We start from the raw sequence: 12,985 nt of genomic DNA, 5'->3' as shown, positions 1-12,985 counted from the left end.
CTTACTCGTTACATCACAAAAGAACGCGCCCGATCCCCGGCAAAATGCCAGAAACCGGGCTCTGAACCATTAAGATTAAACCTTACTGGTCGCGTTTGACTTCCTTGAAGTCGGCGTCGACGACATTGTCGTCGGCGGGCTCGGCGGACGCCTGAGCGCCTTGCTGGGCCGCTGCCTGGGCCTGCATGTCGGCGTACATTTTTTCGCCGAGCTTTTGCGAAGCCGTGGAAAGCGCTTCAACCTTGGCATCGATGGCAGCCTTATCGCCTTCCTTGAGGGTGTCCTCGAGGTCCTTGATGGCGGCTTCGATTGACTCCTTCTCGGAAGCTTCAAGCTTGTCGCCGTATTCTTCCAGCGATTTGCGCGTGGAATGCACCAGGCTGTCGGCCTGGTTGCGGGCCAGCGCCAGCTCGGCTACGCGGTGGTCGTCCTCGGCATTGGCCTCGGCGTCCTTGACCATGCGCTCGATCTCTTCGTCCGTCAGGCCGGAGTTGGCCTTGATGGTGATCTTGTTTTCTTTGCCCGTGCCCTTGTCTTTGGCCGACACATGCAAGATACCGTTGGCGTCGATGTCGAACGTCACTTCAATTTGCGGCGTACCGCGAGTTGCCGGCGGAATGCCTTCCAGGTTGAACTCGCCCAAGCCCTTGTTGCCGGCGGCAATTTCGCGTTCGCCCTGGAACACCTTGATGGTGACCGCGGGCTGATTGTCGTCGGCCGTCGAGAACACTTGCGAGAAACGCGTAGGAATCGTCGTGTTCTTTTGAATCATCTTGGTCATGACGCCGCCCAGGGTTTCAATGCCCAGGGACAAAGGCGTCACGTCAAGCAGCAGCACGTCCTTGCGGTCACCCGACAGAACTGAACCCTGAATCGCGGCGCCAGCGGCGACGGCTTCGTCGGGGTTGACGTCCTTGCGCGGATCGCGGCCGAACAATTCCTTGACCTGTTCCTGCACCTTGGGCATGCGGGTCATCCCGCCCACAAGGATGACGTCGTCGATTTCGGAAACCTTGATGCCGGCGTCCTTGATCGCGATGCGGCAAGGCTCGATGGTGCGCTCGATCAGCTCTTCGACCAGAGCTTCCAGCTTGGCACGCGTAATCTTCAGATTCAGGTGCTTGGGGCCCGAGGCATCGGCCGTGATGTACGGCAGGTTGATCTCGGTTTGCTGGGTCGAGGACAGCTCGATCTTGGCCTTTTCAGCCGATTCTTTCAGGCGCTGCAAGGCCAGCACGTCTTTCGAGAGATCGACGCCGCTTTCCTTCTTGAACTCGCCAATGATGTAGTCGATGATGCGCTGGTCGAAGTCTTCGCCGCCCAGGAAGGTGTCGCCGTTGGTGGACAGCACTTCAAATTGCTTTTCACCGTCGACATCGGCAATTTCGATGATGGAAATATCGAAAGTACCGCCGCCCAGGTCATAAACGGCAATCTTGCGATCGCCTTTTTCAGCCTTGTCCATGCCGAAGGCCAGCGCTGCCGCTGTCGGCTCGTTGATGATGCGCTTGACTTCAAGGCCGGCAATGCGGCCGGCGTCTTTGGTTGCCTGGCGCTGGGTGTCGTTGAAGTAGGCGGGCACCGTAATGACAGCTTCGGTCACTTCTTCGCCCAGATAGTCTTCGGCGGTTTTCTTCATCTTGCGCAGCACATCGGCCGAGACCTGGGGAGGTGCAAGCTGTTTATCTTGCGCTGCGACCCAGGCGTCGCCGTTGTCGGCCTTGATGATTTTGTAAGGCATCAGGTGGATGTCTTTTTGCACGGCCTTTTCGTCGAACTTGCGTCCGATAAGACGCTTGACCGCATACAGAGTATTGGTCGGATTCGTCACGGCCTGGCGTTTGGCGGGTGCGCCGACCAGGACTTCGCCGTCGCCCATGTAGGCTACAACGGAGGGCGTGGTGCGCGCGCCTTCGGAGTTTTCAATGATCTTGACCTTGCCGCCTTCCAGGACGGATACACAGCTGTTTGTTGTGCCAAGGTCGATACCGATAATTTTGCCCATGATCTATAACCTCGAGAAATTCTTGAATAATGAAATAAGCGGATGCTTGATAAATGGGGGCGGGTCAGACACTTTCAAGCCCGCTCGGCATACTTTTATCAAGCAGATCGCCCCGATCAGGCCGACTGGCCCGACGAAACGGTGACCAGCGCCGGGCGCAACACGCGCTCGGCGATGGTGTAGCCTTTTTGCAGCATTTGTACGACCGCGCCTTCCGGCAATTCGGACGGAAGCGCCGAAATAGCCTGGTGCACATGAGGATCGAACTTTTCGCCAGGCGCAGGCGCGACTTCCTTGAGCAGGTTGCGCTCGAATGCGCCGACCAATTGCTTCAGCGTTGCCTCGACGCCGGCGCGCCAGGCCTCCGGGGTCTGGTCCGCCAGGGCCAGCGCCGCCTCAAGACTGTCCTTGACCGGCACCAGGCTTTCCGCAAACGACTCCGTGCCGAACTTGCGGGCCTTGGAAACGTCTTCCTGAGAGCGCCGGCGGATATTTTCGACTTCGGCCTTGGCGCGTAAAAGCTCTTCGTGATATTGAGCCACCTGGTCCTGCGCCTCTTTCAGCAAACTTGCCAGATCCTCTTGCGCATCCGCCCCCGACTCTTGGCCCGGCTCATTGACCTCGAGCTGCTCCGAAGTATCCAAAGGCTGGTTTTCTTTTTTTGAATCAATAGGTTGATCCGACGACGACATAGGGAATCTCCACTTCAAATAATCGTGATCCTAAGAAAATGGGGGCGATTGTCTCCGTTTCAAGACCCGGGCGCACCACACAGCGCTGAAGCTGCCCTGAGGGCAACCCTGTCTTGGGCCCGCGATCCGGCCCCGGCCGGGCCCAGGGACATAAACCTGTGAAATTATGCTTATGTCGCCCTTTGCCAGCGAAAACATGACAAAATGAAACATTCGTTTCTTGCCACGCCCGCGAAGTACCCGTAGCCGTCCATCAAGGAATGCCGCTTGAAACATCCACAATACTGGCTGCTGTTAAAAATTGCCAAGTCGCCCAAGGCATTTACCTTTGGCGCGGGGCTGCTGATAGCGGCCTTGCTGGCCCTGGCCAGCGCAACAAGCATATGGTGGCTGGACGAAGCCCGCACAAGCGAAAAACACGAAAACGCCATACAGACCATGCAGGCCGTATTGGCCGAAAGCGCCGACCTGCTGCAGCATCTGGCTACCCACGGCAATCTGGATTGCGGCCACATCAGCCTGGTCCACTTGAATACGCATCTGCTGCAATCCCGCTTTCTACGGGAAATCGGGATACTGGACGCCGACGACCGGCTGGTCTGTTCGTCGGCGGTGGGCCGGCTTCCCCACCCGGTCAAAGGCAACTACCCGGCATCGACATCGTTGTCGGGGATAAAAATCCTGGTTGACGTGCCGCTGCAAATGGCCAATAAAAAGGTCAACGCCACCATTCTTCAGCAAGGCGGCTTCAATGCAGTGGTCAGCCCGCACATTACCGAAGATGTCTATTCCAGCGCCGACGCCGTATGGCTGCGCGGCGCCACCAGCCTGGAATTGCTGCGGCCGATCTCCGCCAAGGCCGACACCCTCATGCACATGCGCGAACGCGCCGCCCGGGCCAGCGGCACCGCCACGCATCGCCAGGGCCTGGGATACGAACTGATCACGTCCGCGCCCGACATAGACCTTGTCCTGCAAACACAGCGCCGTGCAGGCGCAATCATCCAGGACAATGAGCTGCTGCTGGCCGCGCTGCTGATGGGCAGCGTCGTGATTGCCGCATTGGCGGCCGGCACTCTTGCCCCCTATGTCACGCGATTAGGCGCGGTACAACATCGCGTGCGCTTTTTATGCCGCGAAGAACACCTGGTGCTGCTGTATCAGCCCATCTTCGATCTGGCATCGGGCAAGCCCATAGGCTGCGAAGTCTTGATGCGCCTCAAAGAAGAAAACACTATCTGGATGCCCGACCAACTCATCCCCACCTTGCTTGCGGCCGGACTGACCAAGCCCCTGGACTATGCCGTAACCAGGAAAGCCATGCGCGAGCTGTCCAGCCTGCTGCCGGTCCAGCCCGAACCGTTCCACGTTGCCTTGAATTACTTTCCCGCAAGCATCGACTACGAAAAATTATCCACACAGTTCGCCTCGCAAGAGACGGTCCGCAAAGACATCCAGATATGCATTGAAATTACCGAACACAGCTTGTCCAGCGAATTGGCGCGCGAGGTCAAAGCCTTCAAGGAACAAGGATTCCTGATCGCCATCGACGATTTCGGCACGGGCTACTCAAACCTGAAGTCGGTGACCAACCTGTCGCCCAACGTACTGAAAATCGATAAGTCGCTGGTCTTCGAACTGGAAGAGGCGACGATACGCTCCAACCTTATCCCCGAAATCGTCAGCATTGCCCGCGCGGTCGATGCCATGATCGTTGCCGAAGGCATAGAAAAACTCGAACAAGTACAACTTCTGGCCGACCTGGGCGTGCAATTCGGGCAAGGCTATGCACTTGCCCGGCCGATGAAAATCAAACCCTTTCTTGCCTTCCTGCGCGAAAAAACAAGCCAGGCCCAGGCCTGTACTTGATCAGGCGCCAAAGCGCAGCAAGCCGAACCCCGCCCGCGTCAAGACTCCCAACCGCTGATATTGCGCCGGACCAGCGCCGCCAGGCCCTCGGCCCAGAACGCGTCGTCGTTCAAGCAGGGAATATAGCGAAACTGCTTGCCGCCGCTGGCCAGGAATGCATCGCGGCACTGCATCTGGATTTCTTCCAGTGTTTCCAGGCAATCGGCCAGGAACCCCGGGCACATGACGTCAACGTCGGTGATGCCTTGCGCGGCCCATTCTTTCAGTGTGGGTTCTGTGTAGGGCTCAAGCCAGCGCTGCGCGCCAAAACGGCTTTGAAACGATACGTGGACGCGGTCGGCGTCATCGCCCAAACGCTGGCGCAAGGCCTGCACGGTTTCCATGCAATCGCGGTGATAGGGGTCGCCCTGCTCTACCGTTGTGCGCGGCAAGCCATGGAAGCTCAACAAGAGGCGTTGCGGCTTGCCGTGGTCGGCCCAGAACTGGCGCACCTTGCGAGCCAAGGCATCGATATAGGTAGGGTCAGTGTTGTAGCGCTTGATAAAACGCAGTTCCGGCTGATTGCGCATGCGCGCCGCGCTGGCGGCCACCGCGTCCACCGCAGTGGCCGTCGTGCTGGCCGCGTACTGAGGATACATGGGCAACACCACGATGCGCTCGCAGCCCTGGCTGCGCAGCCGGCCCAAGGCATCGGAGATGGAGGGATTGCCGTAGCGCATTCCGACTTCGACCCGTACATTATCGCCGCCGCCCCGCAAGACTTCCTGCAAAGCGCGTCCCTGGGCCTGGCTATAGACCAGCAGCGGCGAGCCCTGCTCCAGCCAGATTTCCTTGTAGCGCGGCGCCAGCTTGCGCGGACGCAGGTTCAAAATAACGCCCCGCAAAATAATTTGCCAAAGCCACTGCGGCAGCTCGATAACCCGGGAATCGGACAGGAACTCGCCCAGATAGCGCTTTATGGCACCCGCGCTGGGCTGGTCGGGAGTTCCCAGGTTGACCAGCAGCACACCCACCGGACCCGCCGCACGCAAAGGGGGATCGGGTTCGAGGGCATGCGGATCGGGAGACTCGGACAAAAAACGCGGCAAAAATATATTCGGCATAAAAACCATAAGACCGGGATGATCCCTGAAGAACGGGGCTTTACGTGTTGGCGATCAAGACTGATTATGGCTTAACGCGTTGGACAACAAGCGGGAAGTGATGTCGACAATCGGAATGACCCGCTCGTACGCCATGCGGGTTGGACCAATTACGCCCAAGGTGCCGACTATCTTGCCATCGACGCCATAGGGCGCGGTAATGACCGAGACATCTTCCATGGGGACCAGTTGGGAATCGCCGCCAATATAGATTTGCACCCCTTGCGCCCGGCTTGATACGTCGAGCAACTGAAGCAGGTCGGTTTTTTTCTCGAACAACGAAAACATGCGGCGCAAGCGGTCCATGTCGGAGGCGATCTCGGAAATATCGAGCAGTTTGCTTTCGCCCGAAATCACCACGGATTCGTCGGTACCTACGGTAGACGTGCCAGCCTCGACGGCGGCCTGCATCAAGCGCGAAATATCGGCTTGCAGCGAAGAGAGCTCGTCGGCAATGGCTACCCTGACTTCTTCGAACGACATGCCGGCAAAATGGTGATTGAAAAAATTACTGGCTTCCAGCAACTCTTGCTCAAGGTAGTCGCGCTGTACAAACAGAATACGGTTTTGCACGTCGCCGTCGGGCGTGACGATAATCAGCAGCACGCGCTTTTCGGACAGGCGGATAAATTCTATTTGCCGAAATACCTGCGCGCGCTTGGGGGCCAGCACCACGCCGGCAAACTGCGACAAGTTGGACAATAAGGCGGCGGCCGCGCTGACGGCCCGGCTGGGCTCGGCAGCGGGCAGCATTTCAAGGATTTCGCTGGGCCGCAAGACTTCAAACTTGCGGACCGCCAGCAGCCTGTCGACAAACAGGCGATACCCTTTGGGCGTCGGTACTCGGCCGGCAGAAGCATGCGGGCTGTGAATAAGGCCCAGCTCTTCGAGGTCGGCCATGACGTTGCGTATGGTCGCCGGCGAAAGATCGAAGATTTTGGATAGCGTACGAGAGCCCACGGGCTGTCCGTCCGCTATATAACGCTCTATCAGGGCTTTTAAAAGTGCTTTGGCTCGGTCATCCATATCGATATATTACGCAATCCAGCAAAAAACGGGTTGTTTTACGTACATCCATAAACGCCCGCGGGAACATATAATCAATTTATCTTCAAAAAACCGAAGAATTGTCTGTATAAACCGGCACGGGGTCCGCATTGCCGCCACGCAAAACGCAACACGCCGGTATATTGCAGAACATTCTCACATTAGCAGGGTTTCCAATGCATTTTAAAACTGTCGCGCTTATTGGCAGGTACCAGGACAGCGGCCTGGACGCCCCCTTGCGCAATCTCGCCCAAACCATACAGGCGGCGGGAAGCACAGTTCTTATCGAAGCCGAAACAGCGAAAAACACGGGGCTAACCGAATATCGCATTGGCGACTATAACGAAATAGGCAGGCAAGCCGACCTGGCCGTCATCATGGGCGGCGACGGCACCATGCTTGGGGCGGCGCGCACGCTCGCCCCCGACAAAGTCCCACTTATCGGCATCAACCACGGCCGGCTCGGCTTCATTACCGACATTCCCCTGCACAACGCCACCGACGCACTTACCAGCGTCATCCACGGCAACTACGAAATCGAAGAACGCATCCTGCTTGAAGGCCGCATCATGCGCGGCGACGAAACGCTGTTCTCGGGCATCGCGCTCAATGACGTCGTCATCAACCGCGCCGGGCGCGGCGGCATGATCGAACTGCGCGTCGAGCTGGACGGCTCGTTCATGTACAGCCAGCGCGCCGACGGCCTTATCATTTCAACGCCCACCGGCTCTACCGCATACGCCCTGTCGGCCAACGGCCCCATCCTGCATCCGCGGTTAAACGGCATATTGTTGGTTCCGGTCGCGCCGCAAACGCTATCGAACAGGCCTATCGTCATTCCCGACAGTGGCCTGCTAAGCATGACCATCACCGCGCTGGGCCGGGTCGAATCCGGCGCCAGCGTGCACTTCGACATGCAAACCTGGTCCGACTGCCAGCCCGGCGACCGCATCGACGTGCGCCGCGCCCAGCATACCGCCAAGTTCATCCACCCTGTCGGCTATAGTTTCTTTTCCACCCTGCGGCGCAAGCTGCAATGGAACCACATGCCGCAACTCACAGACGAAACCGAATAACCCTATGCTGCGCACCCTGCACATCCGCGACTTCGTCATTGTCGATATGGCCGAAATTTCCTTCGATGCCGGCTTCACCGTTTTCTCGGGCGAAACCGGCGCGGGCAAATCCATACTTATCGACGCGCTGTCATTGGCGCTGGGCGCGCGGGGCGATGCCGGCGCCATCCGCGACGGAGCCGCGCGCACCGACATCAGTGCCGTCTTCGACGCCCCGCCCAGCCTTGCCGGCTGGCTGAACGAGCAGGCAATCGACGCCGACGACGCCCTGGTGCTCAGGCGCGTCATCGACGCCCAAGGGCGCAGCAAAGCATTTATCAATGGGCTTCCCGTCACCCTGGGCCAACTGCGCGAACTGGGCGAACACCTGGTCGACATCCATGGCCAGCATGCGCATCAAAGCCTGCTCAAGACGTCCAGCCAGCGCGACCTGCTTGACGCCCAAGGCGGCAATACGTCACTCGCACGGCAAGTCCAGCAGGCCTGGCACCACTGGCAGCAGGCCGACAAAGCGCTTGCACAAGCCCAACGCAACGAAGCCGCCCTCAAAGAAGAGCGCGAGCAGCTTGAACGGCAGGCGCTCGAACTGGACCGCCTGGGCCTGCACGAAGGCGAATGGGACGCTCTTAACAACGACCACAGCCGCCTGGCGCACGCCCAGTCCTTGCTTGACGGCGCTGCGCAAGCACTCGCGGCGCTCGACAACGACGAAAGCTCGGCCCTGCACTACCTTAACGCCGCGGCGCATCAGCTTGCGCCGCTGGTGCGCCACGATGCGCGGCTTTCAAGCATTTGCCAGGCCATTGAATCCGCGCGTATCGGCGCCTCTGAAGCGGCGTCCGACCTGAACAGCTACCTGGACAAACTCGACCTCGACCCCGAACGCCTGGCCCAGGCCGAACAGCGCCTATCGGCCCTGTTCGATACCGCGCGCAAGTTCCGCGTCGAGCCCTCCGAACTCATCCCCCTGCAGCAAACCTTGCAACAGCGGCTGGCCGAAAACGGCGCCGCCGCCGACCTGGACGCCTTGCAAAAAGAAGCCGAACAGGCCCAGGCCCAATATCAAAAGCTGGCCGGGCAACTTGGCGCCGCACGCAAAAAAACGGCCCGCAAGCTATCAGGCCAAGTCACCGAAGCCATGCAAACGCTGGCCATGCAGGGCGGCAGCTTCCAGGTCGAACTCTCTGCCTGCCCGCCTTCGGCCCAAGGCGGCGAAGCGGTCGAGTTCCTCGTCGCGGGCCATGCCGGCACGCGCCCCAGGCCTTTGGCCAAGGTTGCGTCGGGCGGCGAATTGGCGCGCCTGTCGCTGGCCTTGTCGGTAATCGCCAGCCAGGCGGCGCGCGTACCCACGCTTATATTCGATGAAGTGGACTCAGGGGTAGGAGGCGCAGTTGCCGAAGTGGTAGGCCGTCTGCTGAAGGAACTTGGGCAGCGCCACCAGGTGCTTTGCGTAACCCACCTGCCCCAAGTGGCGGCCTGCGGGGCGCATCATTACGAAGTGAAAAAATCGATGTCCAAGGGGACAACGTTGTCGCACATCGAAGCGCTTGACGAACAAGGCCGCATCGATGAAGTCGCCCGCATGCTGGGCGGGCTGACCATTACCGAGACCACCCGCCAGCACGCGAAAGAAATGCTGGCCGTTTAACGCATTGTCTTGGCCTGGCAGTCGCCGCAGATGCCGTAAAGCATCATGGTGTGGCTTTCAAGGGCAAAGCCCTGGTCCTTGGCTATTTTGTGCTGGCGTTTTTCAATGTCGTGATCGGTGAACTCGACCACTTTATTGCAATGCGTGCAAATCAGGTGGTCGTGATGGTCGCCGTCGTTCAGTTCGAATACCGCTTTACCGCCGTCGAATTGGCTGCGCGCCAAAATGCCAGCCTGCTCGAACTGCGTCAGGACACGATAAACCGTGGCCAGGCCTATATCGACGTCCTCGTTGATAAGGGCGCGGTACACGTCCTCGGCGCTTTGATGGCGATGATCGGCTTTACGAAAAATGTCCAGGATTTTCAGGCGCGGGAAAGTCGCCTTCAAACCCATATTTTTCAGTTCATTTTGATCGTTCATGGATACAATAATCTCTGGCAGATGGTGGACTACGCACAGGATCGGGCATTAGGCCTGACACCCGGCTCGTTCTAACGCTATTATGCGTTTATTCTTAAACCATTATCATAACGGTTTTATCCAATCGGAATAACAGGGGCGCCTCGTGCTGACAACTGCAACACCATTACTACTTAAACTTCGCGCCGGCGTGGCCGTTGGCGCCCTGGCGCTGGCTTTGTCGGCGTGCGGCGGCACCAAATGGGGGTTTCCATACAAGGCGGATGTCCAGCAAGGTAGCTGGATTACTTCCGAGCAGGTCGCCCGCCTTGAAAAAGGCATGACGCGCGAACAGGTACGCTTCATTCTTGGCACCCCCGCCTTGCAAGACATCTTCCGCACTAACCGCTGGGATTACACTTACTATAACAAACCGGGCTACGGTAAAGAAGAGGAACGGCAATTTACCGTCTGGTTCGAAGGCGATGCGCTTGCCCGCTGGGAAGGCGACAAACAGCCCGACCGCCAGCCCTTCCAGAAAATAGACAACGGCGCCGCCGCGCCCGCCTCCGCCGGCAACGACAAAGAAGCCCCCGCAACCGAACAGCCAGCGGCGCCCGATAACCGGACAGGCGTCGAAATCAATGCCGCCGGAACCGGCAATGCCACACCTCCCAACGAAACCTCCCCCCAACCCTTGCGCTAGAGGAAATAATGCGTATTGCCATAGCTGGAGCCGACGGCCGGATGGGCCGGATGCTTATCGAAGCGGTTCTCGAAACCGCCGACCTGTCTTTCACCGTCGCGCTTGACCGCGCCGGCTCGCCCTGCATCGGGCAAGACGCCGGCGCGTTTCTGGGCCAAGACACCGGCGTGCTCATTACCGACAACCTGGACGCCCTGGCCCAGGCCGACTGCCTGATCGACTTCACCCGCCCCGAAGGGGCGCTGGCGCACCTGGCCGCCTGCGTCAAGCACGGCGTCAAATGCGTCATCGGCACCACTGGGCTGGGCGAGCAAGGCAAGCAGGCCATACAGGCCGCCAGCCAGAAAGTTGCCATAGTCTTCGCACCCAACATGAGCGTCGGCGTAAACGCCACGCTCAAGCTGCTGGACATCGCCGCCAAGCTGCTTAACAGCGGCTACGACGCCGAAGTCTTCGAAGCCCATCATCGCAACAAAGTCGACGCCCCGTCCGGCACAGCCCTGGCCATGGGCGAGACCATTGCCCATGCCTGGGGCAAAAAGCTGGACGACGTTGCCGACTGGGCTCGCCACGGCGAAACCGGCGCGCGCGAAACCGGCCATATCGGTTTTTCGGTTGTACGCGGCGGCGACATTGTCGGCGACCACACCGTGTATTTCTGCGGCACCGGCGAACGCATCGAAATCACCCACCGGGCCAGCAGCCGGGCCACCTACGCTCAAGGCAGCCTGCGCGCCGTGCGCTATCTGGCGCGCAAAGAATTCGGCTTGTTCGACATGCAGGACGTGCTGTCGACCTGAGCATCCAGCCAAGTCTTCGCAGCCACAAAGCAACAACGCGCCCTAGGGCGCGTTGTTGCTTTGATCATGTTTTAACGCTATGCAATAGCAACCGGCTCTTGTTCCAGCACAACATCGAACCGGGCCGCCACATCGACCCGGATGGTCTGGGCCAGTTGTGCAATGTCCTGTGCGGTGGCGCCGCCATGGTTCACAAGCACCAGGGCTTGCCTGTCGTGCACCCCAACCGGGCCCATGCGACGGCCCTTCCAGCCGGCCTGGTCAATAAGCCAGCCCGCCGCCAGCTTGTAGTCGCCGTTGTCTTGAGGATAAGCCACAAGCTGCTCGTGCGCCTTGTGCAATGCTTCGTAGCGAGCCGGGCTGACGACCGGATTCTTGAAGAAACTGCCAGCATTGCCCAATACCGCGGGATCGGGCAACTTGCGGCGCCGAATTTCGCATACCGCGTCGAACACTTGCCTGGCCGTCGCGTTCTCGCCTGCCGCCGCCAATATCGCGTGCTGGCGCAAATCGGGATACCCCAAAACCGCTTTCCATGCTTTGGGCAAACGAAAACGCACGGCCGTAATCAGCCAGCGGCCCATGGGTTCGTGCTTGAAAAAGCTGTCGCGATAGGAAAAGCGGCAAGCCTCGGCATTCATTTCGACCAAACGGCACTCTTGCAAATTCCAGGCTGTCACGCTTTGAATACGCTGTTCCAGCTCAACGCCGTACGCGCCGATGTTCTGCACCGGCGCAGCGCCCACCGTGCCGGGAATCAATGCCAGGTTTTCAAGCCCCAACCAGCCCTTGTCGACGCAAGAACCGACAAACTCGTGCCAGTTCTCCCCCGCTTGCGCCTCGACCAGCCAGGCGTCGCTGGACTCGGCCACCAGCCGAACCCCGCGCGACTCTACTTTGACGACCAGCGCGCTTAAATCGGGCGCCAGCACAACATTGCTGCCGCCGCCAAGCACGAAGACCTTCTTGTACGTTTGCGCCAGCTGCGACAGCGCGGGCAACTGGCCCGCGTGCTCGTAACGCACCAGGGCGGACGCGTTCGAGCGCAGCCCCAAGGTATTGAAAGAAGACAGGTCTTGTGAAATTACATGCAGCAAAACAGAATCCGTAAAAATAAATAATGGCAAAACCGCGGCGGGCACAACATGGCCATTTTTTGTGCTATGATCTTTGTCTTTGCTAGATATTACTTTAATTTTTAGCGCTGTAACCGATACGGCTTTTAAGACATCTGCGCCGGGCTTTGATTCAGGCGCATTGCTTTAAACAGCATCCCGGAAAACGGTTTCAAGCAAATAGCCCCAGGCCAATTTGCACAGCGAAAAAAATTAATATATACTGCGAAGCTTCTTTGGAAACGGTGGCAAAACTGGCTGTAAAGGCCGGCATCAAACCTTACAAAGAATACCAAGTAAAAATGCGGGAGTAGCTCAGTTGGTAGAGCGCAACCTTGCCAAGGTTGAGGTCGCGAGTTCGAGACTCGTCTCCCGCTCCAAGTTATGATCTACAGACTTCTACTGACGTCTGTAAGTCGTTGAAAAGAGGGGCTTCGGCCCCTTTTTTCATTCCAGCGAGCGCCACGGAAATCCACCCACAGCT

11 protein-coding genes and 1 tRNA gene are annotated in these 12,985 nt (G+C 58.8%); 6 read left to right on the top strand and 6 right to left on the bottom strand.

What is annotated here, in order from left to right; genetic code table 11:
- Window positions 1-82 precede the first annotated feature (82 nt).
- Together dnaK and grpE are read right to left on the bottom strand one after the other, a co-directional pair.
- The gene (gene dnaK / locus DFR37_RS17165) at window positions 83-2,005 is read right to left on the bottom strand and encodes a molecular chaperone DnaK (protein ID WP_113934454.1); all 1,923 of its coding nucleotides are present in this window, start codon (window positions 2,003-2,005) and stop codon (window positions 83-85) included.
- Between the two features lie 116 nt (window positions 2,006-2,121).
- On the bottom strand, window positions 2,122-2,697 hold the full coding sequence (gene grpE, locus DFR37_RS17160) for a nucleotide exchange factor GrpE (RefSeq protein ID WP_113934453.1): 576 nt from the start codon (window positions 2,695-2,697) through the stop codon (window positions 2,122-2,124).
- 267 nt (window positions 2,698-2,964) lie between these two features.
- On the opposite strand from grpE, the gene DFR37_RS17155 reads away from it, so the two are divergent.
- Window positions 2,965-4,566 carry an EAL domain-containing protein gene (locus DFR37_RS17155; protein ID WP_113934452.1) on the top strand — a complete coding sequence of 534 codons (1,602 nt, stop codon included), beginning with the start codon at window positions 2,965-2,967 and terminating at the stop codon, window positions 4,564-4,566.
- Between the two features lie 38 nt (window positions 4,567-4,604).
- Here the strand turns inward: DFR37_RS17155 and hemH are convergent, their stop codons facing one another.
- Together hemH and hrcA are read right to left on the bottom strand one after the other, a co-directional pair.
- A complete protein-coding gene (gene hemH, locus DFR37_RS17150) occupies window positions 4,605-5,669 on the bottom strand; it encodes a ferrochelatase (RefSeq protein WP_113934496.1) in 1,065 nt (354 codons plus the stop codon).
- A gap of 54 nt (window positions 5,670-5,723) precedes the next feature.
- The gene (gene hrcA, locus DFR37_RS17145) at window positions 5,724-6,734 is read right to left on the bottom strand and encodes a heat-inducible transcriptional repressor HrcA (RefSeq protein ID WP_113934451.1); all 1,011 of its coding nucleotides are present in this window, start codon (window positions 6,732-6,734) and stop codon (window positions 5,724-5,726) included.
- A gap of 197 nt (window positions 6,735-6,931) precedes the next feature.
- On the opposite strand from hrcA, the gene DFR37_RS17140 reads away from it, so the two are divergent.
- Both DFR37_RS17140 and recN read left to right on the top strand, forming a co-directional pair.
- Complete coding sequence (locus tag DFR37_RS17140) at window positions 6,932-7,831, top strand: NAD kinase (RefSeq protein WP_113934450.1); 900 nt, start codon at window positions 6,932-6,934, stop codon at window positions 7,829-7,831.
- Window positions 7,832-7,835: 4 nt separating this feature from the next.
- Window positions 7,836-9,479 carry a DNA repair protein RecN gene (gene recN / locus DFR37_RS17135; protein WP_113934449.1) on the top strand — a complete coding sequence of 548 codons (1,644 nt, stop codon included), beginning with the start codon at window positions 7,836-7,838 and terminating at the stop codon, window positions 9,477-9,479.
- Here recN and fur read toward each other — a convergent pair.
- Window positions 9,476-9,901 carry a ferric iron uptake transcriptional regulator gene (gene fur, locus DFR37_RS17130; RefSeq protein ID WP_113934448.1) on the bottom strand — a complete coding sequence of 142 codons (426 nt, stop codon included), beginning with the start codon at window positions 9,899-9,901 and terminating at the stop codon, window positions 9,476-9,478. The genes recN and fur overlap by 4 nt on opposite strands.
- A 145-nt stretch (window positions 9,902-10,046) precedes the next feature.
- On the opposite strand from fur, the gene DFR37_RS17125 reads away from it, so the two are divergent.
- Complete coding sequence (locus DFR37_RS17125; protein ID WP_242341891.1) at window positions 10,047-10,586, top strand: outer membrane protein assembly factor BamE; 540 nt, start codon at window positions 10,047-10,049, stop codon at window positions 10,584-10,586.
- An 8-nt stretch (window positions 10,587-10,594) separates the two neighbouring features.
- Window positions 10,595-11,386 (top strand): 4-hydroxy-tetrahydrodipicolinate reductase, encoded by a 792-nt coding sequence (gene dapB, locus DFR37_RS17120; RefSeq protein ID WP_113934446.1) that lies wholly within the window; start codon window positions 10,595-10,597, stop codon window positions 11,384-11,386.
- Window positions 11,387-11,463: 77 nt separating this feature from the next.
- On the opposite strand, the gene murB is transcribed toward dapB, so the two are convergent.
- A complete protein-coding gene (gene murB / locus DFR37_RS17115; RefSeq protein WP_379881409.1) occupies window positions 11,464-12,483 on the bottom strand; it encodes a UDP-N-acetylmuramate dehydrogenase in 1,020 nt (339 codons plus the stop codon).
- Between the two features lie 322 nt (window positions 12,484-12,805).
- On the opposite strand from murB, the gene DFR37_RS17110 reads away from it, so the two are divergent.
- Window positions 12,806-12,881, top strand: a tRNA-Gly gene (locus DFR37_RS17110).
- Window positions 12,882-12,985: the final 104 nt, after the last annotated feature.

Source organism: Eoetvoesiella caeni (assembly GCF_003315175.1).
Taxonomy (GTDB): Bacteria; Pseudomonadota; Gammaproteobacteria; order Burkholderiales; family Burkholderiaceae_B; genus Eoetvoesia; species Eoetvoesia caeni.
This window is presented reverse-complemented; position numbering and strand designations above follow the sequence as displayed.

Coding starts and splice junctions, on each gene's coding strand:
- dnaK (WP_113934454.1), bottom strand. CDS start 2,005: ATGGGCAAAATTATCGGTATCGACCTTGGCACAACAAACAGCTGTGTA.
- grpE (WP_113934453.1), bottom strand. CDS start 2,697: ATGTCGTCGTCGGATCAACCTATTGATTCAAAAAAAGAAAACCAGCCT.
- hemH (WP_113934496.1), bottom strand. CDS start 5,669: ATGCCGAATATATTTTTGCCGCGTTTTTTGTCCGAGTCTCCCGATCCG.
- hrcA (WP_113934451.1), bottom strand. CDS start 6,734: ATGGATGACCGAGCCAAAGCACTTTTAAAAGCCCTGATAGAGCGTTAT.
- DFR37_RS17140 (WP_113934450.1), top strand. CDS start 6,932: ATGCATTTTAAAACTGTCGCGCTTATTGGCAGGTACCAGGACAGCGGC.
- recN (WP_113934449.1), top strand. CDS start 7,836: ATGCTGCGCACCCTGCACATCCGCGACTTCGTCATTGTCGATATGGCC.
- fur (WP_113934448.1), bottom strand. CDS start 9,901: ATGAACGATCAAAATGAACTGAAAAATATGGGTTTGAAGGCGACTTTC.
- dapB (WP_113934446.1), top strand. CDS start 10,595: ATGCGTATTGCCATAGCTGGAGCCGACGGCCGGATGGGCCGGATGCTT.